This window comes from Paraburkholderia sejongensis, from assembly GCF_020880815.1.
Taxonomy (GTDB): domain Bacteria; phylum Pseudomonadota; class Gammaproteobacteria; order Burkholderiales; family Burkholderiaceae; genus Paraburkholderia; species Paraburkholderia sejongensis.
Window position 1 is genome coordinate 1 of record NZ_JAJITD010000010.1, and the last position, 21,375, is coordinate 21,375.

Consider the following 21,375-nt stretch of genomic DNA (forward strand, 5'->3'; position numbering starts at 1 on the left):
CGCGCCGCATTTGACTGGTCATCCGCCATGAACCAGTTTGCCATTCTGTTTGGCGAGCGCTTCACCAATGCACGCGGGTAACTCCGCTAACCGCCTCGCACACAAAAATGCGGACAGGTTCCGCACAGGGGCAACGCTAATAGACCGACAAGAACACAAGGAAAGGCCAACACAGTAAAGAACACAGACAAAAAAGCCCCGCCCTGCACAAAGGGCCCCAAACCAGCCCCCTCAAACAAAGCCCCCCGCGGTAACGAATTTCCGGCGCACAATCACAACAATCCATCAGCGCGTCCGCGCCTCGTCTTCATGGACAACCCCCGTTGCCCCCACCGGCGCACCCCTCTAAGCTGATGCGCACATCCGCGCCGCGCAGGCGCAAAATTTGCACGGCAGCCCCACCGCCACCCCATCCCTTCACGCCGCAAGAGGATCGCCGCCGATGACCCGCTACCGCGATTTCCACCGCCGTTCGATCGACCACCCCGAAGACTTCTGGCGCGAAGAGGCGCGGCGGATCCACTGGCACACGCCGTTCGGCACCGTGCTCGACCGCTCGAAGCCGCCGTTCGCGCGCTGGTTCGTCGGGGGCCGCACCAATCTCTGCCACAACGCGGTCGACCGCCACCTCGCCGAGCGCGCACAGCAGAACGCGCTCGTCTACGTGTCGACCGAAACCGGCATCGAGCGCCGCTACACGTACGCGGAGCTGTACGCGGAAATCAACCGGATGGCCGCGGTGATGCGCTCGCTCGGCGTCAAGCGCGGCGACGTCGTGCTGATCTATCTGCCGATGATCCCCGAGGCCCTGTTCGCGATGCTCGCGTGCGCGCGGCTCGGCGCGATTCACTCGGTCGTGTTCGGCGGCTTCGCGGCGCCGAACCTCGCGGCCCGCATCGACGACGCGAAGCCGGTGCTGATCGTCACCGCCGACGCCGGCGCGCGCGCCGGCAAGGTGATCGACTACACGCCGCTCGTAGACGAAGCGATGGCGCGCACCATGCACCGGACCCCGCACGTGCTGCTGATCGATCGACAGCTCGCGCCCGAGCGGCTGAACGCGCCCTACCTCGTCGCCTACGAACCGCTGCGCGAACAGTTCTTCAACGTGCACGTGCCATGCGAATGGCTCGAATCGAACGAGCCGTCGTACGTGCTGTACACGTCCGGCACGACCGGCAAGCCGAAGGGCGTGCAGCGCGATGTCGGCGGCTACGCGGTCGCGCTCGCGGCATCGATGGAATACATCTTTCAGGGCCAGCCGGGCGACACGATGTTTACCGCGTCCGACGTCGGCTGGGTGGTCGGTCATAGCTACATCGTCTATGCGCCGCTGATCGCGGGGCTCACCACCGTGATGTACGAAGGCACGCCGATCCGCCCGGACGGCGGCATCTGGTGGCGGCTCGTCGAGCAGCACAAGATCAACATCATGTTCACCGCGCCGACCGCGCTGCGCGTTCTGAAAAAGCAGGACCCGGCGCTGCTCGCGGCCGCCGATCTGTCGAGCCTGCGCGCGCTGTTCCTCGCCGGCGAGCCGCTCGACGAGCCGACCGCCGCGTGGATCGCCGGCGCGCTCGACAAGCCGGTGATCGACAACTACTGGCAGACCGAAACCGGCTGGCCGATGCTGGCGATCCCGCGCGGCATCGAAGAGCTGCCGAACAAGCTCGGCTCGCCGGGCGTGCCGTCGGTCGGCTACAAGTTGACGATCCGCAACGAGCTGACCGGCGAGCCGTGCAAGGCCGGAGAAAAAGGCGTGCTGACGCTCGACTATCCGTTGCCGCCGGGCTGCATGTCGACGGTGTGGGGCGACGACAAGCGCTTCGTCAGCACCTACTGGTCGAGCGTGCCGAACCAGCAGGTCTACTCGACGTTCGACTGGGGCGTGCAGGACAAGGACGGTTACGTGACGATCCTCGGGCGCACCGACGACGTAATCAACGTCGCCGGCCATCGCCTGGGCACGCGCGAGATCGAGGAAGCGCTGTCGAGCCACGCGGCCGTCGCGGAAGTCGCGGTGGTCGGCGTCAACGATCCGGTCAAGGGGCAGGCGGCGATGGCCTTCGTGGTACTGCGCGGCGCGCAACCCGGCGCCGATCCGAGCGAGCGCGCGCGGCTCGAAGCCGAACTGGTGATGACGGTCGATCGCCAGCTCGGCGCGATTGCGCGGCCCGCGCGGGTGGTGGTGGTGTCGATGCTGCCGAAGACGCGCTCGGGCAAGCTGCTGCGCCGCGCGATCGCGGCGCTCGCGGAAGGCCGCGATCCGGGCGATCTGCCGACCATCGAAGACCCCGCCGCGCTACAGCAGGTGCGCGACGCGCTCGGCGACGGCGGGAAGAACTGACGGGGAAAACGAGCGGGAAAGCGGCGCTCATTGAGCGAACGTGCGGCGAAAGCTCAGCGCAGAACCGCGCCGAAACGCAACGAAAGGTGGCGGGGAATCGGCGAACACCCGCCGCAAACTCAGCCCCCGCTGCCCGGCACGGCGAGAAAACGCGCGAGGATTGCGTTCGAATAGGTGCCGGCGATCTCGGTCAGGAACGACATGAACGATGCGGGCGCGTGATCGTCGGCGGTATCGGAGATCGTGCGCACGACCGCGCACGGCACGCCGTACTCGTGACAGACCTGCGCGAGCGCCGCGCCTTCCATTTCGACCGCGAGCGCATCGGGCAACGCGAAGCGCAACGCCCCGAGCGCCGCCGCGCTCGCGACGAACTGGTCGCCGCTGACGATCAGGCCGCGATGCACGCGCGGCTCGTGGGTGCCGAAGCGCGCCGCGCAGGCCGCACCCTCGTCCGCGACGAAACGCTCGCAGGCGGCGGCCAGCCGGTCGGCCAGCGCCGCATCGACGCCGAAACGCGACACGCCAAGCAGCGGCACTTCGAAGCGCGGAAACAGCGGCGACGCATCGATATCGTGTTGCAGCAGCGTGCTCGCGACGACGATATCGCCGACCCGCACATCGCTGCCCACGCCACCGGCGACCCCGGTAAACACGATCGCCTCGACATCGAACGCATGGATCAGCGCGCTCGCGGTCACGGCCGCCGCGACCTTGCCGACCCGCGCGAGCGTGACCACGCACGGCGTGCCGTGCACGGTGCCGACGTGATAATCGCGCCGGCCATGCGTGACGGTGCGCACGCCGGACTCGGCGCGCATCGCTTCGATCAGATCGCCGAGTTCCTGCGGCAACGCGGCCAGAATGCCGAGCGGCCGGCCGGTCGCGGCGGCCTCGCTGATCAGCGTGCTCATTCGACCGCCTGCAATTTGGCGACGGCCAGCGCGAGCCACTTCTCGCCGTGGCGTTTGAAGCGAACCTGCGCTTTCGAGTCGGTGCCGCCGCCTTCGAGCGCGGTGATCGTGCCTTCGCCGAACTTCGTGTGGAACACCTGCTGGCCGACCCGGAAGCCGGTTTCGGCCGCGCGCTGCTCGTTCGCGAAAGCCGGCGCCGGCGCGGACGCGACCGATGCCGCCGTCGACGCAGCGCCGCCATATCCGGGACGCTGGAACCAGTCGCGCCCGTAACCGGCGTTATCCGACCGGCCGCCCCAACGCGCGCCCGCCTCGACCTTAGGCGTGAGCCACTTGAGCGTTTCTTGCGGCAGTTCGTCGAAGAAACGCGAGCGGATGTTGTAACGGGTCTGCCCGTGCAGCATCCGGCTTTGCGCGAACGACAGATAGAGCCGCTCCTTCGCGCGCGTGATCGCGACGTACATCAGACGCCGCTCCTCTTCGAGCCCGTCCGCCTCCATCGCGCTGTTCTCGTGCGGGAACAGCCCCTCTTCCAGACCGGTGATGAACACCGCGGTGAATTCGAGGCCCTTGGCCGCGTGCACGGTCATCAGTTGCACCGCTTCCTGACCGGCCTGCGCCTGGTTGTCGCCCGCTTCGAGCGATGCGTGCGACAGGAAGCCCGCGAGCGGCGTCATCGTGTCGGGGTTCTGGGCCGGATCGGCGACGTCCGGCGCGTCGAGCACGACCGTGTTCGGATCGTCGGTCGCGACCGCGAGTTCGGGCGCGGCGCTCGCGCCCGGGCGCAGTGGAATCGAGCGCGCCGGCGTATCGAGCCCGTAGCCCTCTTCGCTGACGAACGCGGCGGCCGCGTTGACGAGTTCCTGCAAGTTCTCGAGCCGTTCCTGGCCTTCGCGCTCGTTCTGATAGAACTCGGCCAGACCGCTCGTGCGGACCACGTACTCGACGGTTTCCGGCAGGCTCATCTGCTGCGTTTCCGCGCGCATCTTGCCGACCAGGTTCGCGAACGCGGCGAGGCTCGAGCCCGCCTTGCCGGCGACGTACGGAATCGCCGCGGCCATCGAGCAGTTGTACAGACGCGCGGCGTCGGCCAGCTGTTCGAGCGAGCGCGCGCCGATTCCGCGGGTCGGGAAATTGACGACGCGGGCGAACGCGGTGTCGTCGTTCGGGTTATCGATCAGGCGCAGATACGCGAGCGCGTGCTTGACTTCCTGGCGTTCGAAAAAGCGCAGACCGCCGTACACGCGATACGCGATCCCCGCATTGACGAGCGTGTGCTCGATCGTGCGCGACTGCGCGTTGCTGCGGTAGAGGACCGCGATTTCGCTGCGCGACAGGCCGGTGTTGATCAGCGCGCGAATTTCCTCGACGATCCAGCCGGCTTCCTGCGAATCGGTCGCCGACTCATACACGCGCACCGGTTCGCCGTGGCCGGCGTCGGTGCGCAGATTCTTGCCGAGCCGTCGCGAGTTGTTGGCGATCAGCTGGTTGGCCGCGTCGAGAATGTGGCCGTGCGAGCGGTAGTTCTGCTCGAGCTTGATCAGATGACGCACGTTGAACTCGTGCTCGAAGTCGCGCATGTTGCCGACGTTCGCGCCGCGGAACGCGTAGATCGACTGGTCGTCGTCGCCGACCGCGAAGATCGCGTTGTGCTGGCCGGCGAGCAGCTTGAGCCACGCGTACTGCAGCTTGTTGGTGTCCTGGAACTCGTCGACGAGGATGTGCCGGAAGCGCGCCTGGTAGTGCGCGCGCAGCGGCGGATTGTGGGCGAGCAGCTCGTAGCAGCGCAGCAGCAGTTCGGGGAAATCGACCACGCCTTCGCGCTGGCATTGCTGGTCGTACGCCTCGTACAGTTCGACGAACTTGCGATTGAAGTTGTCGGTGGCGTCGACGTCTTTCGGGCGCAGGCCCTGTTCTTTCGCGTTGTTGATGAAGTACTGGAGATTTTTCGCCGGGTACTTTTCGTCGTCGATGTTAAGGCCCTTCATCAGGCGCTTGATCGCCGACAGCTGATCGGCGGTATCGAGGATCTGGAAGGTCGCGGGCAAGCCGGCGTCGCGGTGATGCGCGCGCAGCATGCGGTTACACAGGCCGTGGAAGGTGCCGATCCACATGCCGCGGGTATTAATGGGCAGCAGCGCCGACAGACGCGCCATCATTTCGCGGGCGGCCTTGTTGGTGAAGGTCACGGCGAGCACGGTCGCGGGCGATGCCAGACCATGCTGGATGAGCCACGCGATGCGGGTGATCAGGACGCGGGTTTTGCCGCTGCCGGCGCCGGCGAGAATCAGCGCGGGCTCATTGGGGAGCGTGACGGCGGCGTGTTGTTCGGGGTTCAGATTGGCGAGGAGGTCGGGCATTTTCTCGTGGGGACGGCAAGGCAAAGGGCATTATATGCCCCGACGGGGGCCCGGCTTTTTTCGTTTGTCTGGACAAGGGTTTTGGGTTTGCCCTTGGTGCAGGGCGGCGCTTTTTTTGGCTGTGCTCTTATGGCGTTGGCCTTTCCTTGCTTTCTTGTCGGTCTATTGGCGTTGCCCCTGTGCGGGGCGGCACCTACTTTCTTTGCGGCTGCAAAGAAAGTAGGCAAAGAAAGCAGCTTCACACCGTTAGCTCTTAAGCGGGAACCGTAGCGGGCCACCGGTAGTGGTGCATCTGGAATCTGTGTCCCCGCACATTCGGCGATAGTGACAAAGCCATCATTCTTCCGGCGGCGCTACGCGCGCCGAAGCCCCGCTCAAAAACCGCCCGCCATTTCCCGCGCCCCTTGGTTTCCCTGGCAGACCCGTCCGCGACGCACGCAGTGCGGAGTGGGAGCTGATGACGGCTTTGTCACGAGCGCGGAGTGTGCGGGAACACAGATTCCAGATGCACCACTACCGGTAAGGGGCTACGGTTCCCGCTTAAGAATTAGCGGTGTGAAGCTGCTTTCTTTGCCTACTTTCTTTGCAGCCGCAAAGAAAGTAGGTGCCGCCCCGCACAGGGGCAGAGCTAATAGACCGATAAGAAAGCAAGGAAAGGCCAACACCATACGAACACGGACAAAAAGCCCCGCCCTGCACCAAGGGCAAAACAAAACCCGCCGAACGGCCCAAACCCCCTGTTAGCTATAATCAACCATTCTCCGAATCCAATGCCTCCCTTAAATCCAGAAACATGAGCGACACCCAGAGCTCCACCCCGTCGACGCTTGAGAAAAGCTTCGAACCCCACACCATCGAAGCCCACTGGGGCCCGGAATGGGAAAAACGCGCGTACGCGGCCCCCTCCTTCGACACCAACCGCAAAGACTTCTCGATCCAGCTGCCGCCGCCGAACGTCACCGGCACGCTGCACATGGGCCACGCGTTCAACCAGACCATCATGGACGGCCTCACCCGCTATCACCGGATGCTCGGCGAAAACACCCTGTGGGTGCCGGGCACCGATCACGCGGGGATCGCCACGCAAATCGTCGTCGAACGGCAACTGGACGCGCACAAGGTGTCGCGCCACGACCTCGGCCGCGAGAAATTCGTCGAACGCGTGTGGGAGTGGAAGCAACAGTCCGGTTCGACCATCACCAATCAGGTGCGCCGCCTCGGCGCGTCGATCGACTGGTCGCGCGAATACTTCACGATGGACGACAAGATGTCGGCCGCCGTGCGCGACGTGTTCGTCCGTCTGTATGAACAGGGCCTGATCTATCGCGGCAAACGCCTCGTCAACTGGGACCCGGTGCTGCTCACGGCGGTGTCCGACCTCGAAGTGGTCAGCGAGGAAGAAAACGGCCACCTGTGGCACATCCAGTACCCGCTCACCGACGGCTCGGGCCATCTGACCGTTGCCACCACCCGTCCGGAAACCATGCTCGGCGACACCGCCGTGATGGTCCACCCGGAAGACGAACGCTACGCGCACCTGATCGGCAAGACCGTCACGCTGCCGCTGTCGAACCGTGAAGTGCCGATCATCGCTGACGACTACGTCGACCGCGAGTTCGGCACCGGCGTCGTCAAGGTCACCCCCGCGCACGACTTCAACGACTACCAGGTCGGCCTGCGCCACAAGCTGCCGCAAATCGAAATCCTAACGCTCGACGCGAAGATCAACGACAACGCGCCTGAAAAGTACCGCGGCCTCGACCGTTTCGAAGCCCGCAAGCAGGTGGTCGCCGATCTCGAAGCGCTCGGCGCGCTCGAATCGGTCAAGCCGCACAAGCTGATGGTGCCGCGCGGCGACCGCACCGGCGTCGTGATCGAGCCGATGCTGACCGACCAGTGGTTCGTCGCGATGAGCAAGCCGGCGCCGGAAGGCACCTATAACCCCGGCAAGTCGATCGCCGAAACCGCGCTGGATGTAGTGCGCAACGGCCAGATCAAGTTCGTGCCGGAAAACTGGACCAGCACCTACTACCAGTGGCTCGAAAACATCCAGGACTGGTGTATCTCGCGCCAGCTGTGGTGGGGCCATCAGATTCCCGCGTGGTACGGCGAAAACGGCGAAGTATTCGTCGCGAAGACCGAGGAAGGCGCGCGCGCGAAGGCCGCAGCAGCCGGCTATACCGGCGAATTGAAACGCGACGAAGACGTGCTCGACACGTGGTTCTCGTCGGCGCTGGTGCCGTTCTCGTCGCTCGGCTGGCCGAACGAAACGCCGGAACTGAAGCACTTCATGCCGTCGTCGGTGCTGGTCACCGGCTTCGACATCATCTTCTTCTGGGTCGCGCGGATGGTCATGATGACCACCCACTTCACCGGCAAGGTGCCGTTCGAGACGGTCTACGTGCACGGCCTCGTGCGCGACGCCGAAGGCCAGAAGATGTCGAAGAGCAAGGGCAATACGCTCGACCCGATCGACATCGTCGACGGCATCGACCTCGACACGCTGGTCGCCAAGCGCACCACCGGCCTGATGAATCCGAAGCAGGCCGCGTCGATCGAGAAGAAAACCCGTAAGGAATTCCCCGACGGCATCCCGGCGTTCGGCACCGACGCGCTGCGCTTCACGATGGCGTCGATGGCCACGCTCGGCCGCAACGTGAACTTTGACCTCGCGCGCTGCGAGGGCTATCGCAACTTCTGCAACAAGCTGTGGAACGCGACCCGCTTCGTGTTGATGAACTGCGAAGGCCACGACTGCGGCTTCGACCAGCCGTCGGGTTGCGGCGAATGCGGGCCGGACGGCCATCTGCATTTCTCGCCGGCCGACCGCTGGATCGTGTCGCAACTGCAGCGCGTCGAAATGGAAGTCGCGAAGGGCTTCGCCGACTATCGCTTCGACAATGTGGCCAACGCCCTGTACAAGTTCGTGTGGGACGAATACTGTGACTGGTATCTCGAACTCGCGAAGGTTCAGATCCAGACGGGTCAGCCGAACCAGCAACGCGCGACGCGCCGCACGCTGCTGCGCGTCCTCGAGACGGTGCTGCGCCTCGCGCATCCGGTGATCCCGTTCATCACCGAAGCGCTGTGGCAGAAAGTGGCGCCGCTCGCCGGCCGCTACCCGCAAGGCATGGCCGACGGCGAAGCGTCCATCATGGTGCAGCCGTACCCCATCGCGGACCAGTCGAAGCTCGACGATGATGCCGAGCAGTGGGCGGCCGACCTCAAGGCGGTGATCGATGCGTGCCGGAATCTGCGCGGCGAGATGAACCTGTCGCCGGCGGTCAAGGTGCCGTTGCTGGCCACCGGCAACGCGGAGCGGCTGCGCACGTTCGCGCCGTACGCGCAGGCGCTCGCGCGTTTGTCCGAAGTGCAGATCATCGCCGACGAAGCCGCGCTCGACGCGCAGGCCGATGGCGCGCCGATTGCTATCGTAGGAAGCGACAAGCTCGTCCTGAAGGTCGAAATCGACGTCGCGGTCGAACGCGAGCGGCTGTCGAAGGAAATCGCGCGCCTGACCGGCGAAATCGCCAAATGCAACGGCAAGCTGAAGAACGAAAGCTTCGTCGCAAAGGCGCCGCCGGCGGTCGTGGAACAGGAACAGAAGCGGCTCGCCGATTTCGAAGCCACTGTCGGCAAGCTGAAAGCTCAATTGGCCCGCTTGCCGGCCTGAACGATCCCCTCGCCTTCCTCACAGGCGAGGCAAGGACTTAAACCAGAGGACTCAGGGTATTCACATGCTTAAAGTTACGAAGGCGGTATTTCCGGTAGCCGGTCTTGGCACCCGGTTCCTCCCGGCCACGAAGGCGAGCCCGAAAGAGATGCTGCCGATCGTCGACAAGCCGCTGATCCAGTACGCGGTCGAAGAAGCAATGGCGGCCGGCATCACCGAAATGATCTTCGTCACCGGCCGCAGCAAGCGGGCGATCGAAGACCATTTCGACAAGTCCTATGAAATCGAAGCCGAACTCGAGGCACGCGGCAAAGCCAAGCTGCTCGAGCTGGTGCGCAGCATCAAGCCGAGCCACGTCGACTGCTTCTACGTGCGCCAGGCCGAAGCGCTCGGCCTCGGCCACGCGGTGCTGTGCGCGGAAAAACTGGTCGGCGACAACCCGTTCGCGGTGATCCTCGCGGACGACCTGCTGTACGGCAAGCCGCCGGTGATGACGCAGATGATCGAGGTGTTCGATCACTATCACAGCTCGGTGATCGGCGTCGAAGAAATCCCGCCGGAAGAAACCAAGTCGTACGGGATCGTCGACGGCAAGGAATGGGAAGACTCGATCATCAAGATGTCGGGCATCGTCGAGAAGCCGGAGCCGAGCGTGGCGCCGTCGAACCTCGGCGTGGTCGGCCGCTACGTGCTCAAACCGCGCATCTTCGACCACCTGCGCTCGATCAAGCCGGGCGCCGGCGGCGAGTTGCAGCTAACCGACGCGATCCAGTCGCTGCTCGCCGACGAACAGGTGCTCGCGTACAAGTACCACGGCACGCGTTTCGACTGCGGCAGCAAGCTCGGCTATCTGAAGGCAACGGTCGAGTTCGCGCTGCGTCACCCGGAAGTGGCGGCCGATTTCGAAGAGTATCTGCGCACCCGTTCGCCGGTTCTCGAAGGCTGATGGTCCGGCAAGGCGGCCTGCGAGCCGCCGCCGCATGGCAGGGCACGGCTGGTAGCCGTTGACCGCTGAAACGAAGAAGGCGCTGGGCCCCGTATCTGGGCCCAGCGCCTTCTTTTTTACATTGTCGTGCAATTTTTTCCGGTTATCGAGCGCGACGACTGCCGCTCGCGCTGCGCGTGCCGCAAAAGCGACCGGAACCGCCGAAAGGTTGACGCGCGCGTTTAACGGCGCCGCATCAGGAACGTAAAGACCTTCTCGTGCGCGGAGCTTTCGACGATCTCGTTGCCGGTCTGCTTCGCGAACGCGGCGAAATCGCGCTGCGAACCGGGGTCGGTGGCAAGGACCTTGAGAATCTGGCCGCTTTCCATATCGGCGAGCGCCTTCTTGGCGCGCAGGATGGGCAGCGGGCACATGAGCCCGCGCGCATCGACTTCCTTGTGAATCTGAATTTGCATCGACGATGACCTTCGGGACGGGGCGTCGCCAACGACGCCGCATAGAAGCGTCAAATTCTACAGCAGGCGGGCGTTTGCCGCCGCTCGGTGCCACGGCGTTACAGCGTTACAGCGTGACCGCCTGCCCGCTCAGCAGCGACTCGCGCAGTGCCACGCCGATGCGGGTCGCCTCCAACGCGTCGGCCAGACTCGCGCCGCTCTGCTCTACCCCACCGCGCACGGCGGCCACAAAGGCGCGCGCCTCGTGCAGAAACGCGTCCTCGAAACGCTCGTAGAAACTCGGCGTGCATTCGTTGCGAATCCCGCTCGCGTCGTAAATCTCGACGCGATTCGCGCGCGGATTGCGGCCGATCGTCAGCGCGCCGGCTGTGCCGATCACTTCGCTATGCGTATCGTTGCCGTGCGCCTGGGTGCGCGACGCGTAGAACATTGCGAGCCGGCCGCCGTCGAATTCGCAGATCGCGACACCGTTATCGACGTCGCCGAATTCTCGCAGCCCGTCGTGCAACGCGACCGCTCCGGCCGCGAACACGCGCGTCGCGCGCGGCTTGCCGAGCAGCCAGCGAGCGACGTCGATGTCGTGCACGGTGCAGTCGAGAAAAATCCCGCCCGAACTCGCCGCGAAGCGCACGAAGAAGCCGTCGGTGTCGTTTTTATCGGTGGTCTGCGAGCGCACGAGGAACGGCCGGCCGATCTGGCCGGCGGCGATCCGCTCGAACGCGTCCTTGTAGCTCGGATCGAAGCGGCGCATGAAACCGATCGTCGCGTGCAGATGCGGATGGCGCGCCGCTTCGGCCAGCACGCGCTCGCATTCGGCGACATCGAGCGACAGCGGCTTCTCGCAGAACACATGCTTGCCGGCGCGCAGCGCCGCGACGATCTGCTGCGCGTGCACCGACGACGGCGTGACGAGCCACACCGCGTCGACCCGCGAGTCGGCGAGCAGATCCGCGTAATCGTCGTACAAAGCGGGTTCGGGCAGCGTCTCGCGCGCCCATGCGAGTTCGTCGGCGAGCGGACTGCACGCGGCAACCAGCGTCGCGCCCGGCACCCGGTACGCGAGATTGTCCGCATGCCGTTTGCCGAGCCGTCCCAGCCCCACCACGCCGATCCGCAAACTGTTAGCGGCGGGCTTCATCACGACGCCTCGCCGAGCTGGATCGCGCGCCCCTCGCGCCACGAGCGGGTCGCGGCTTGCGCCAGTTCAAGCGCCTTCAGGCCGTCGGCGACGGTCGTGCGCACTGGCTTGCCGTGCGTGACCGCGTCGAAGAAATGCGCGATCTCGAGCGCGTACGCGGCGCGATAGCGTTCGAGAAAAAACGCTTCGGGTACATCGGTCGATACCTCGGTCTTCGAATACGCGGTCACCTCGGTCGGCCGCAGGTTGCCCGCTTGCAGCATCCCGCTGCTGCCGATCACTTCGAAACGCTGGTCGTACCCGTAAGCCGCACGCCGCGCGGTGTTGATCTGGCACAGCCGGCCGCGCCTGGTACGGATCGTCACCGCGGTCGAGTCGATGTCGCCGGCCTCGGCGATCGCCGGGTCGCTCAGACAACTGCCGGTCGCGTGCAGCGTGTCGGCTTCGTCGTCGAGAATCCAGCGGAAGATATCGAAGTCGTGGATCAGCATGTCCTTGAAGATGCCACCCGAATGCCGGATGTACTCGACCGGCGGCGCCCCCGGATCGCGGCTCGTGACGACCAGCATTTCCGGCGTGCCGATCTCGCCCGCGTCGAGGCGCGCCTTCAGCGCCGCGAAGGTCGGATCGAAGCGCCGCTGAAAACCGATCATGCAAACGACGCCCGCGCGCGCGACCGCGTCCGCGCACGAGCGCGCGCGCTCCAGCGTCAGATCGACCGGCTTCTCGCAGAACACGTGCTTGCGTTGCGCGGCCGACTTCACGATCAGATCCGCGTGCGTATCGGTGCTCGAACAGATCACGCTCGCGCCGATCGACGCATCGCCGAGCGCGCCGTCGACGTCCGCGACCTGCGCGCCGTGCTGCGCGGCCAGCGCCTCGGCGGCCGCGCGGTTCACGTCGACCACGTATTTGAGCCGCACGCCCGGCTGTCGCGCGAGATTGGCCGCATGGATCTTGCCGATCCGGCCCGCGCCGAATACCGCGACGTCGATCGTCTGTACCGCGTCAGTCATCGTAGCCTCCAGGGTCGTTGGATTCCTCAACGTTCAGTTCGAGCTTGTACGCGAGCGCGATGAAGAGCGCCTGGCACAGGCAGATCGTGCTGGTCAGCGAGCGGAACGCGAACGCGCTGCCCTCTTTCACGTAAAGCTGCGTGCTCGCGTAGCGCGCGAGCGGCGATAGTTGGCTATCCGTAATAACCAGCGTCTTCGCCTGATGATGATGCGCGACGCGCAGACAGTGCAGGGTTTCCTTGCCGTACGGCGCGAAGCTGATCGCGATCACCACGTCGCCCTTGCGGACGCTGCGGATCTGCTCGCGATACATGCCGCCGAAGCCGGACACCAGATGCACGCGCTTGTGCGTGTGCTGCAATGCGTAGACGATATAGCTCGCGACCGGAAACGAACGCCGCACGCCGATCACGTAGATGTTGTCGGCCTGTTGCAGCATCTTCACGGCGGCGTCGAACTGGCGGTCGTCGAGCCCCGCTTCGAGTTCTTCGAGCCCGCCGCGCGACGCCGCGATGAATTCGCGCGCGACCGCCCCGCCGGACAAGGTGCCGGGCTTCTCGTCGATCAGCTTGCGAATGCGCTGCTGATAGCTCGGCGACGACACCCCGTGGCCGGTATAGGCCTGACGAAACACCGCCTGCAAATCGGAGAAGCCGGAAAAGCCGAAGCGCTGCGCAAAGCGCACGACCGCCGACGGATGCACGCCGCAACTGGCGGCGATATCGCTGGTGCGGTCCATCATCACGCTCGACCGATGCTGCTCGATATAGGTTGCGACGCTTTTGAGCTGACGCGGCAACAACTCGTAGTTTTCCGCGATGCGCCGCATCAATTCGTCGACGCCCGGCAACGTTGCTTCTGTGCTTTCTTCCGCCATGACTGCCTCTCAGGTGCTCGTGCAATGCGGCATACCGGGACCACGGTTCGCAGGTGTGCCGACGCTGCCGATTATAGGCAGGCAACGCGGCGCAATGGAACGTATTTTCCATTTTTATTCGACGTGAAATATTCTTTGCAAGGCTTCGCAAGTTGACCTAATCTTGGTCGAGAGCGAGGGTATAGCGGCGGCTTCGCGCCGCGCGAAAACGCGCCGGTCCCGCGCTCCCTCAATAACGAACGACAGACCGAGAAAGGTGGAGACAATGAGACTTTGCACAGGCAAGGCAACGCTCAGAATTCTGGTGACGGCGTTGACGTTGGCGACGGGATTGAGCGCGGCCGGCGCCGCGCGCGCGGCCGATGCGCACTTCGTGCTGATCAGCCACGCGCCGGATTCGGATTCGTGGTGGAACACGATCAAGAACGCCATCAAACAGGCCAACGAAGATTTCAACGTCGAGACCGATTACCGCAATCCGCCGAACGGCGACATCGCCGACATGGCGCGCCTCGTCGAACAGGCGGCCGCGCGCAACTACGACGGCGTGGTCGTGTCGATCGCGGACTTCGATGTCCTGAAGAGTTCGATCTCGAAGGTGACCGCGAAGCATATTCCGCTCGTCACGATCAATTCGGGCACCGAGGAGCAGAGCGCGAAGCTCGGCGCGATCATGCACGTCGGCCAGCCCGAATACGCGGCCGGCAGGGCCGCCGGCGAAAAGGCCAAGGCGGCCGGGATCAAATCGTTCCTGTGCGTGAACCACTATGCGACCAACCCGGCGTCGTTCGAGCGCTGTCGCGGTTTCGCCGAAGCGATCGGCGTGAACTTCAAGACCTCGACGCTCGACGCGGGCCAGGACCCGACCGGCGTGCAGTCGAAAGTCAGCGCGTTCCTGCGCAATCATCCGGACACCCAGGCGGTGCTCACGCTCGGGCCGCTGTCGGCCGATCCGACCTTGAAGGCACTGCAACAGATGGGTCTGGCCGGCAAGATCTGGTTCGCGACTTTCGACTTCGATACCGACATCGCGAAGGCGATCCAGGACGGCACGATCCAGTTCGCGATCGACCAGCAACCGTATTTGCAGGGCTATATCCCGGTCGCCGTGCTGGCGATCGCGAAGAAGAACAACACCACCGATCCGGTGAAGATCCGCGAAATCCTGCAAGCCAATCCGAAGTTCAAGGAGCGGCTCGCGACCTACGGCCTCACGCCGTCCTATGGACCCCGAAATATCGGCTCGGGTCCGGGCTTCATCACCAAAGAGAACGTCGACAAGGTGCTGAAGTACGCGGGTCAGTATCGCTAGGCGTGCAACGCCGCGCCGCGTCGGCGCGGCGCTTCGCATGAATTCGCGGCATGCGGCGGCCCGCTCGCCCGCCCGTCCGCTGCGCGCGTCACTGGGTCGGCCGCCGCAGTGCCATGTCCCCGCGCGCCGGGGGCGAATCCGCCGTCCGCCGCCGTCTGAAGGAGAGTTTCAATGGGTGTCGCCGATCTGTTCCATCCCCACCACCGCAAGCCGCCGCCCGATCCGCAGGATGCGGCGTCGCAGACAGCGGCCGCCGTGACGGCGGACGAACGCGTCCGCCGCGAATCGTGGTTCCGCCATCTGCTCGGCCGCCCGGAATTCGCGGCGCTGGCCGGCACCGTGATGGTGTTCATCGTGTTCGGCGTGGCGGCCGGCAACTCGGGGATGTTCAACCTCGACGGCATCATGAACTGGTCGCAGGTCGCCGCCTATCTCGGGCTGATCGCGGTCGGCGCGTGCATGCTGATGATCGCCGGCGAGTTCGATCTGTCGATCGGTTCGATGATCGGCTTCGCCGGGATGATGGTCGCGCTGCCGACCATGTATTTCCACTGGCCAATCTGGCTCGCGATCATCTTTGCATTCGTCGGTTCGATGCTGCTCGGCGCGCTGAACGGCTACCTCGTGATGCGTACGCGGCTGCCGTCGTTCATCGTCACGCTCGCGTTCCTGTTCATCCTGCGCGGCCTGACGCTGGCGCTGTCGGTGAGATTCGCCGATCGCACGATCATCTCCGGAGTCGGCGACGTCGCGCGCGAGGACTGGTTCGCGCATACGTTCTTTCAGGGCGTCGCGTTTCGCGGCCTGTTCGTCTGGCTCGGACATCTGGGCCTCGTGAAGATGCTCGAGAACGGCAATCCGCTGGTGCCGGGGATTCCGAAGGTGTTGCTGTGGTGGCTCGCGCTCGCGGTGGTCTGTGCGTTCACGCTGGCCAAAACGCGCTTCGGCAACTGGATCTTCGCGGTCGGCGGCGACGCGAACGCGGCCAAGAACGTCGGCGTGCCGGTGCGGCGCGTGAAGATTTCGCTGTTCGTGCTGACCGCGTTCTGTTCGTCGCTATACGCGGTACTGCAGGTGTGCGATATCGGCTCGGCCGCGGCCGACCGCGGTTTGCAGGCCGAATTCGAAGCGATCATCGCGGCGGTGATCGGCGGCACGCTGCTCACCGGCGGTTACGGCTCGGTGGTCGGCGCGTGCTTCGGCGCGCTGATCTTCGGCGTCGTGCAGATCGGCATCACCTACACCAACGTCGACTCCGACTGGTTCCGCGTGTTCCTCGGCGTGATGCTGCTGTTCGCGGTGCTGTTCAACCACTATGTGCGCGGCCGCGTCGCCGCGGCGCGTTAGGAGGACGTTCACGATGAACACGCCAATGAGCCCTCCGATCAGCCCCCCGGAAGCGAACGCGGACGACCCTATCCTCGCGCTCGAAAACGTCAGCCGCTATTTCGGCAACATCATCGCGCTGAACGACATCACGCTGCGCCTCAGACGCGGCGAAGTGCATTGCCTGCTCGGCGACAACGGCGCCGGCAAGTCGACGCTGATCAAAACCCTCGCGGGCGTCTACCAGCCGAGCGCCGGCACCTACCGGGTCGACGGCAAGCCGGTGCGCTTCGCGTCGCCGAAAGACGCGCTCGATCTCGGCATCGCGACCGTCTACCAGGATCTCGCGCTGGTGCCGCTCCTGTCGGTCGCGCGCAATTTCTTCATGGGCCGCGAGCCACAGAAAAAACTGTTCGGCTTCCTGAGCGTGATGGACCTCGACACCTGCGCGAGCACCGCGCGCGACAAGCTCGCCGAAATGGGCATCAACGTGCGCGATCCGCATCAGCCGATCGGCACGATGTCGGGCGGCGAACGGCAGTGCCTGGCGATCGCGCGCGCGATCCACTTCGGCGCGCGGGTGCTGATCCTCGACGAGCCGACCGCCGCGCTCGGCGTCAAGCAGAGCTTCAACGTGCTGAAGCTGATTCACAAGGCGCGCGCAAAAGGCATCTCGGTGATCTTCATCACGCATAACGTGCACCACGCGTATCCGATCGGCGATTCGTTCACGCTGCTCAATCGCGGCCGTTCGCTCGGCACCTTCACCAAGGAGACGATCAGCAAGGACGAAGTGCTCGACATGATGGCCGGCGGCGCCGAGATGCAGAAGATGATCGGCGAACTCGAAGGGGCAACGATCTGATCGATTCGCGCGGCTCGGGCGGGCTTTACCGTGACCGCCGCCGCGCCTCGCTATTCAGGACTATTCATGGATCATTCCAGCAGCGCCAGCGGCACCTATAACGGCCCCCCCGGCGACACCTGCGGCGCTTCAAATGCCGCCGCGGCCCGCCGGTTCGCACCGGGCCGCACCCGCGACGTCATCTGCCTGGGCCGTCTCGCGGTCGATCTGTACGCGCAGCAGGTCGGCGCGCGGCTCGAGGACGTCACGAGCTTCGCGAAGTATCTGGGCGGCTCGTCGGCGAACATCGCGTTCGGCTGCGCGCGGCTCGGCCTGAACGCGGCGATGCTCGCGCGCGTCGGCGACGATCATATGGGCCGTTTTCTGACGGAGACGCTCGCGAACGAAGGCTGCGACGTGAGCCACGTGCGGACCGATCGCGAGCGGCTGACCGCGCTCGTGCTGCTGGGCCTGAAAGACCGCGACACGTTCCCGCTGATTTTCTACCGCGAGAATTGCGCGGACATGGCGATCGATCCAGCGGATTTCGACGAGGCGTTCATCGCGTCGTCGAAGGCGCTGCTGATAACCGGCACCCACTTCTCGACCGAACAGGTGAACCGTGCCAGCCGCCGCGCGCTCGATTACGCGCGCCGCAACGACGTGCGCACCGTGCTCGACATCGACTACCGGCCGGTGCTGTGGGGTCTCACCGGCAAGGCCGACGGCGAGACGCGTTTTATCGCCAGCGAGGGCGTGAGCGCGCATTTGCAGCGGATTTTGCCGCTGTTCGATCTGGTGATCGGCACCGAGGAGGAGTTCCGCATTGCCGGCGGCCAAAGCGAATTGCCCGACGCGCTCGCGGCGGTGCGCGCGGTGACGCCGGCCACGCTCGTATTGAAGCGCGGCCCGCTCGGCTGCCAGATCATCGACGGCGCGCTGCCCGCGTCGCTCGACGCGCTGCCGCTGCAAGGCGGCGTCGAAGTCGAGGTGCTGAACGTGCTCGGCGCCGGCGACGCGTTCGCGTCCGGTTTTCTGTCCGGCTGGCTGCGCGATCAACCGCTCGATGCGTGCGCCCGCGCGGCGAACGCGAGCGGCGCGCTGGTCGTATCGCGCCACGGCTGCGCGCCGGCGATGCCGACGCCGGCCGAACTCGCTTACTTCCTGCACGAAGCGCAAGCCGATCCGCAACGGATGCGCCGCCCCGATCGCGACGCGAAGCTCGCGCGGCTGCATCGGGTGTCGCCGGCGCGCAAGCCGTGGCCCGAAGTGCTCGGCTTCGCGTTCGATCATCGCAATCCATTCTTCGAACTCGCGCAGCAGACCGGCGCCGACGAAGCGCGCATCGCGCGGCTGAAGGGACTATTCGTCGAAGCCGTCGCGCAAACCGAGAGCGCGTTGGCACTGCAAGGACGCATCGGCGTGCTGATCGACGACCGTTACGGTCAGGATGCGCTGAACGCCGCGACCGGCCGCGGCTGGTGGATCGGCCGCCCGGTCGAGTTGCCCCATTCGGTGCCGCTGGTGTTCGATCACGGGCGCTCGATCGGCACCACGCTGATCGCGTGGCCGCGCGAACATGTCGTGAAATGCCTCGTGCAGTTTCATCCGGATGAGCCGATCGAGCAGCGTCTCGAACAGGAAGCGCAGTTGCGCGCGCTGTACGACGCGACCCAGGCGAGCGGCCACGAACTGCTGCTCGAAGTGATTGCGCCCAAGCATGCGTCGCTGCCGCAAGGGCCGAACATCGTGTATCGCGCGCTCAAGCGGCTGTACAACCTGGGCATCTACCCCGAATGGTGGAAGCTCGAACCGATGGACGCCGCGCAATGGCAGGCGATCGACGCGCTGATCGCCGCGCGCGATCCGTATTGCCGCGGCGTCGTGCTGCTCGGCTTGTCGGCGGGCGTCGAGCAATTGAGCGACGGTTTTCGCGCGGCCGCGCGCTCGACGACGTGCCGCGGCTTCACGGTCGGCCGCACGATTTTTCATGAACCCGGGCATGCGTGGCTGGCCGGCGAGATCGACGACGCCGAACTGATCAAACGCGTGCGCCGCACGTTCGAAACGCTGATCGCCGCATGGCGCTCCGCGCGCGGCGAGCCTGCCGGGCAACGCACACCGCCTAACGCTCACGAGGAGCAGCCCGCATGAACGAGCGCAGCTTGCATGACGACGCCACGGCCGCGAGCGGCACAACCGCGACGCCCGCCGGCGCGGGCGCCACCGTCCGTCTGACGACGGCCCAGGCGCTGGTTCGCTATCTGGCCGCGCAACGCGTCGCGACCGAAGACGGCAGCAGCGTCGAGCCGCTGTTCGGCGGCGTGTTCGCGATCTTCGGTCACGGCAACGTCGCCGGACTCGGCGAGGCGTTGTACCAGCATCGCGACGCGCTGCCGACGCTGCGCGCGCACAACGAGCAGGCGATGGCGCACAGCGCGATCGCATTTGCGAAAGCGCATTTCCGGCGCCGGATGATGGCGGTCACCACGTCGATCGGTCCCGGCGCGACCAATCTGCTGACCGCCGCCGCGCTCGCGCACGTGAACCGGTTGCCGGTGCTGCTGTTGCCCGGCGATATCTTCGTGTCGCGCGCGCCGGACCCGGTGTTGCAGCAGCTCGAAGATTTCGGCGACGGCGGCGTGTCGGCCAACGATGCGTTCAAACCGCTGTCGCGTTACTTCGACCGCATCGTGCATCCGGCGCAACTGCTCAGCGCATTGCCGCGCGCAATCCGCGTGCTCACCGACGCCGCGTTGTGCGGCCCGGTCACGCTCGCGTTGCCGCAGGACGTGCAGGCGCAGGCGTGGGATTTTCCCGCCGACTTCTTTGCGCCGCGCGTCGTGCGCCCGTATGCACCGGCGCCGCGCGTCGACGATATCGACGCCGCGTGCGCGCGCCTGGCGGCCGCGAAGCGGCCGCTGATCGTCGCCGGCGGCGGCGTGCTGTACAGCCGCGCGGCCGACGCCTTGCAGCGCTTCGCCGCCGCGCACGGCGTGCCGGTCGCGGAGACCCAGGCCGGCAAAAGCTCGCTCGCGTGGAACGATCCGCTGAACGCGGGCGCGCTCGGCGTGACCGGCTCGCCGGCCGCGAACGCGCTCGCGCACGACGCCGACTGCGTGCTCGCAATCGGCACGCGTTTGCAGGACTTCACGACCGGCTCGAACACGCTGTTCACGCAGGCGGACGTGATCGCGATCAACGCGAACGGCTTCGACGCGCTCAAGCATCGCGGCTTCGTCGTTCAAGCCGATGCGCGGCTCGCGCTTGCCGCGCTCAGCGGGCCGCTGCAAGGCTGGCACACGGAGCGCGCGTGGACCGCGCGCGCGCACAAGCTCGCCGCCGGCTGGCGCGACACGGTCGGCACCCTCACCCATGCGCCGCAGCGCGACGCGGTGCTGCCGTACGAGGGAGACGTGATCGGCGCGGTGCAGCGCTCGGCGCCGCACTCCGCGACCGACGACATCGTCGTCTGCGCGGCCGGCACGCTGCCCGCCGATCTGCACAAGCTGTGGCGCGCGGGCCGGCCCGGCGCGTACCACGTCGAATACGGCTACTCGTGCATGGGCTACGAGATCGCCGGCGGCCTCGGCGTGAAGCTCGCGCGGCCCGAGCGCGAGGTGATCGTGCTGCTCGGCGACGGCAGCTATCTGATGATGAACAGCGAGATCGCGAGTTCAGTGATGCTCGGTCTGAAGCTGATCGTCGTGGTGCTCGACAATCGCGGCTTCGGCTGCATCAATCGACTGCAACAGGCTTGCGGCGGCGCGCCGTTCAACAACCTGCTCGACGACTGCGCGCACGGACCCGAAGGCGTGCCGCGCGTCGACTTCGCCGCGCATGCGCGCGCGCTCGGCGCGCAGGCCGAGCACGCGCGCAATCTCGCGGAACTGGAAGCGGCGCTGCAACGGGCGCGCGCGGCGACGCACACTTACGTGATCAGTATCGACACCGACCCGGCTCGCAGCACCGACGACGGCGGCTGGTGGTGGGAAGTCGCGGTGCCCGAAGTATCGTCGCGCGAGGCCGTCCGCGCGGCGCGCGCGCAATACGACGCGCAACTGGCCGCGCGCGGTGAAGCGCCCGCAACTGCACATGCACCCGCACACGCACCCGCGCCCGCGCCCGCGCCCGCCGCGAAACCCGGCCCGCACGATTGAGGACACC

The 21,375-nt window shown here is 65.9% G+C and carries 14 protein-coding genes; 8 read left to right on the forward strand and 6 right to left on the reverse strand.

Annotated features, from left to right (window positions below; translation table 11 throughout):
• Nucleotides 1-442: 442 nt before the first annotated feature.
• Nucleotides 443-2,347, forward strand: a complete 1,905-nt coding sequence (locus LJ656_RS19960; protein WP_230511107.1) for a propionate--CoA ligase — start codon at nucleotides 443-445, stop codon at nucleotides 2,345-2,347.
• 119 nt (nucleotides 2,348-2,466) lie between these two features.
• On the opposite strand, the gene LJ656_RS19965 is transcribed toward LJ656_RS19960, so the two are convergent.
• On the reverse strand, nucleotides 2,467-3,261 hold the full coding sequence (locus tag LJ656_RS19965; RefSeq protein WP_230511108.1) for a 5'-methylthioadenosine/adenosylhomocysteine nucleosidase: 795 nt from the start codon (nucleotides 3,259-3,261) through the stop codon (nucleotides 2,467-2,469).
• A complete protein-coding gene (locus LJ656_RS19970) occupies nucleotides 3,258-5,621 on the reverse strand; it encodes a UvrD-helicase domain-containing protein (protein WP_230511109.1) in 2,364 nt (787 codons plus the stop codon). Before LJ656_RS19970 ends, LJ656_RS19965 begins: the two co-directional genes overlap by 4 nt.
• 793 nt (nucleotides 5,622-6,414) lie before the next feature.
• Here LJ656_RS19970 and LJ656_RS19975 point away from each other — a divergent pair.
• Together LJ656_RS19975 and galU are read left to right on the forward strand one after the other, a co-directional pair.
• The gene (locus LJ656_RS19975) at nucleotides 6,415-9,294 is read left to right on the forward strand and encodes a valine--tRNA ligase (protein ID WP_230511110.1); all 2,880 of its coding nucleotides are present in this window, start codon (nucleotides 6,415-6,417) and stop codon (nucleotides 9,292-9,294) included.
• Between the two features lie 64 nt (nucleotides 9,295-9,358).
• A complete protein-coding gene (galU, locus tag LJ656_RS19980) occupies nucleotides 9,359-10,240 on the forward strand; it encodes a UTP--glucose-1-phosphate uridylyltransferase GalU (RefSeq protein WP_230511111.1) in 882 nt (293 codons plus the stop codon).
• A 221-nt stretch (nucleotides 10,241-10,461) separates the two neighbouring features.
• Here the strand turns inward: galU and LJ656_RS19985 are convergent, their stop codons facing one another.
• The 4 genes from LJ656_RS19985 to LJ656_RS20000 form a co-directional block, all read right to left on the reverse strand.
• Complete coding sequence (locus LJ656_RS19985) at nucleotides 10,462-10,689, reverse strand: sulfurtransferase TusA family protein (protein WP_230511355.1); 228 nt, start codon at nucleotides 10,687-10,689, stop codon at nucleotides 10,462-10,464.
• A 112-nt stretch (nucleotides 10,690-10,801) separates the two neighbouring features.
• A complete protein-coding gene (locus tag LJ656_RS19990) occupies nucleotides 10,802-11,833 on the reverse strand; it encodes a Gfo/Idh/MocA family oxidoreductase (protein WP_230511112.1) in 1,032 nt (343 codons plus the stop codon).
• Nucleotides 11,833-12,849 (reverse strand): inositol 2-dehydrogenase, encoded by a 1,017-nt coding sequence (iolG, locus tag LJ656_RS19995; protein WP_230511113.1) that lies wholly within the window; start codon nucleotides 12,847-12,849, stop codon nucleotides 11,833-11,835. Before iolG ends, LJ656_RS19990 begins: the two co-directional genes overlap by 1 nt.
• Nucleotides 12,842-13,726 (reverse strand): MurR/RpiR family transcriptional regulator, encoded by an 885-nt coding sequence (locus LJ656_RS20000; RefSeq protein WP_230511114.1) that lies wholly within the window; start codon nucleotides 13,724-13,726, stop codon nucleotides 12,842-12,844. Before LJ656_RS20000 ends, iolG begins: the two co-directional genes overlap by 8 nt.
• Nucleotides 13,727-13,991: 265 nt before the next feature.
• On the opposite strand from LJ656_RS20000, the gene LJ656_RS20005 reads away from it, so the two are divergent.
• The 5 genes from LJ656_RS20005 to iolD all read left to right on the forward strand — a co-directional run bounded on the left by LJ656_RS20005 (nucleotide 13,992) and on the right by iolD (nucleotide 21,368).
• Nucleotides 13,992-15,038 carry a sugar ABC transporter substrate-binding protein gene (locus LJ656_RS20005; RefSeq protein WP_230511115.1) on the forward strand — a complete coding sequence of 349 codons (1,047 nt, stop codon included), beginning with the start codon at nucleotides 13,992-13,994 and terminating at the stop codon, nucleotides 15,036-15,038.
• A gap of 171 nt (nucleotides 15,039-15,209) precedes the next feature.
• Nucleotides 15,210-16,385, forward strand: coding sequence for an ABC transporter permease (locus tag LJ656_RS20010; protein WP_230511116.1), 1,176 nt, complete (start codon nucleotides 15,210-15,212; stop codon nucleotides 16,383-16,385).
• A gap of 25 nt (nucleotides 16,386-16,410) precedes the next feature.
• Nucleotides 16,411-17,229 (forward strand): ATP-binding cassette domain-containing protein, encoded by an 819-nt coding sequence (locus LJ656_RS20015; RefSeq protein ID WP_230511117.1) that lies wholly within the window; start codon nucleotides 16,411-16,413, stop codon nucleotides 17,227-17,229.
• A gap of 66 nt (nucleotides 17,230-17,295) precedes the next feature.
• The gene (locus tag LJ656_RS20020; protein ID WP_230511118.1) at nucleotides 17,296-19,362 is read left to right on the forward strand and encodes a bifunctional 5-dehydro-2-deoxygluconokinase/5-dehydro-2-deoxyphosphogluconate aldolase; all 2,067 of its coding nucleotides are present in this window, start codon (nucleotides 17,296-17,298) and stop codon (nucleotides 19,360-19,362) included.
• On the forward strand, nucleotides 19,359-21,368 hold the full coding sequence (iolD, locus tag LJ656_RS20025) for a 3D-(3,5/4)-trihydroxycyclohexane-1,2-dione acylhydrolase (decyclizing) (protein WP_230511119.1): 2,010 nt from the start codon (nucleotides 19,359-19,361) through the stop codon (nucleotides 21,366-21,368). The genes LJ656_RS20020 and iolD overlap by 4 nt, the downstream gene beginning before the upstream one ends.
• Nucleotides 21,369-21,375 lie beyond the last annotated feature (7 nt).

Coding starts and splice junctions, on each gene's coding strand:
- LJ656_RS19990 (WP_230511112.1), bottom strand. CDS start 11,833: ATGAAGCCCGCCGCTAACAGTTTGCGGATCGGCGTGGTGGGGCTGGGA.
- iolG (WP_230511113.1), bottom strand. CDS start 12,849: ATGACTGACGCGGTACAGACGATCGACGTCGCGGTATTCGGCGCGGGC.
- galU (WP_230511111.1), top strand. CDS start 9,359: ATGCTTAAAGTTACGAAGGCGGTATTTCCGGTAGCCGGTCTTGGCACC.
- iolD (WP_230511119.1), top strand. CDS start 19,359: ATGAACGAGCGCAGCTTGCATGACGACGCCACGGCCGCGAGCGGCACA.
- LJ656_RS20005 (WP_230511115.1), top strand. CDS start 13,992: ATGAGACTTTGCACAGGCAAGGCAACGCTCAGAATTCTGGTGACGGCG.
- LJ656_RS19965 (WP_230511108.1), bottom strand. CDS start 3,261: ATGAGCACGCTGATCAGCGAGGCCGCCGCGACCGGCCGGCCGCTCGGC.
- LJ656_RS20015 (WP_230511117.1), top strand. CDS start 16,411: ATGAGCCCTCCGATCAGCCCCCCGGAAGCGAACGCGGACGACCCTATC.
- LJ656_RS20020 (WP_230511118.1), top strand. CDS start 17,296: ATGGATCATTCCAGCAGCGCCAGCGGCACCTATAACGGCCCCCCCGGC.
- LJ656_RS19970 (WP_230511109.1), bottom strand. CDS start 5,621: ATGCCCGACCTCCTCGCCAATCTGAACCCCGAACAACACGCCGCCGTC.
- LJ656_RS20000 (WP_230511114.1), bottom strand. CDS start 13,726: ATGGCGGAAGAAAGCACAGAAGCAACGTTGCCGGGCGTCGACGAATTG.
- LJ656_RS20010 (WP_230511116.1), top strand. CDS start 15,210: ATGGGTGTCGCCGATCTGTTCCATCCCCACCACCGCAAGCCGCCGCCC.
- LJ656_RS19975 (WP_230511110.1), top strand. CDS start 6,415: ATGAGCGACACCCAGAGCTCCACCCCGTCGACGCTTGAGAAAAGCTTC.
- LJ656_RS19960 (WP_230511107.1), top strand. CDS start 443: ATGACCCGCTACCGCGATTTCCACCGCCGTTCGATCGACCACCCCGAA.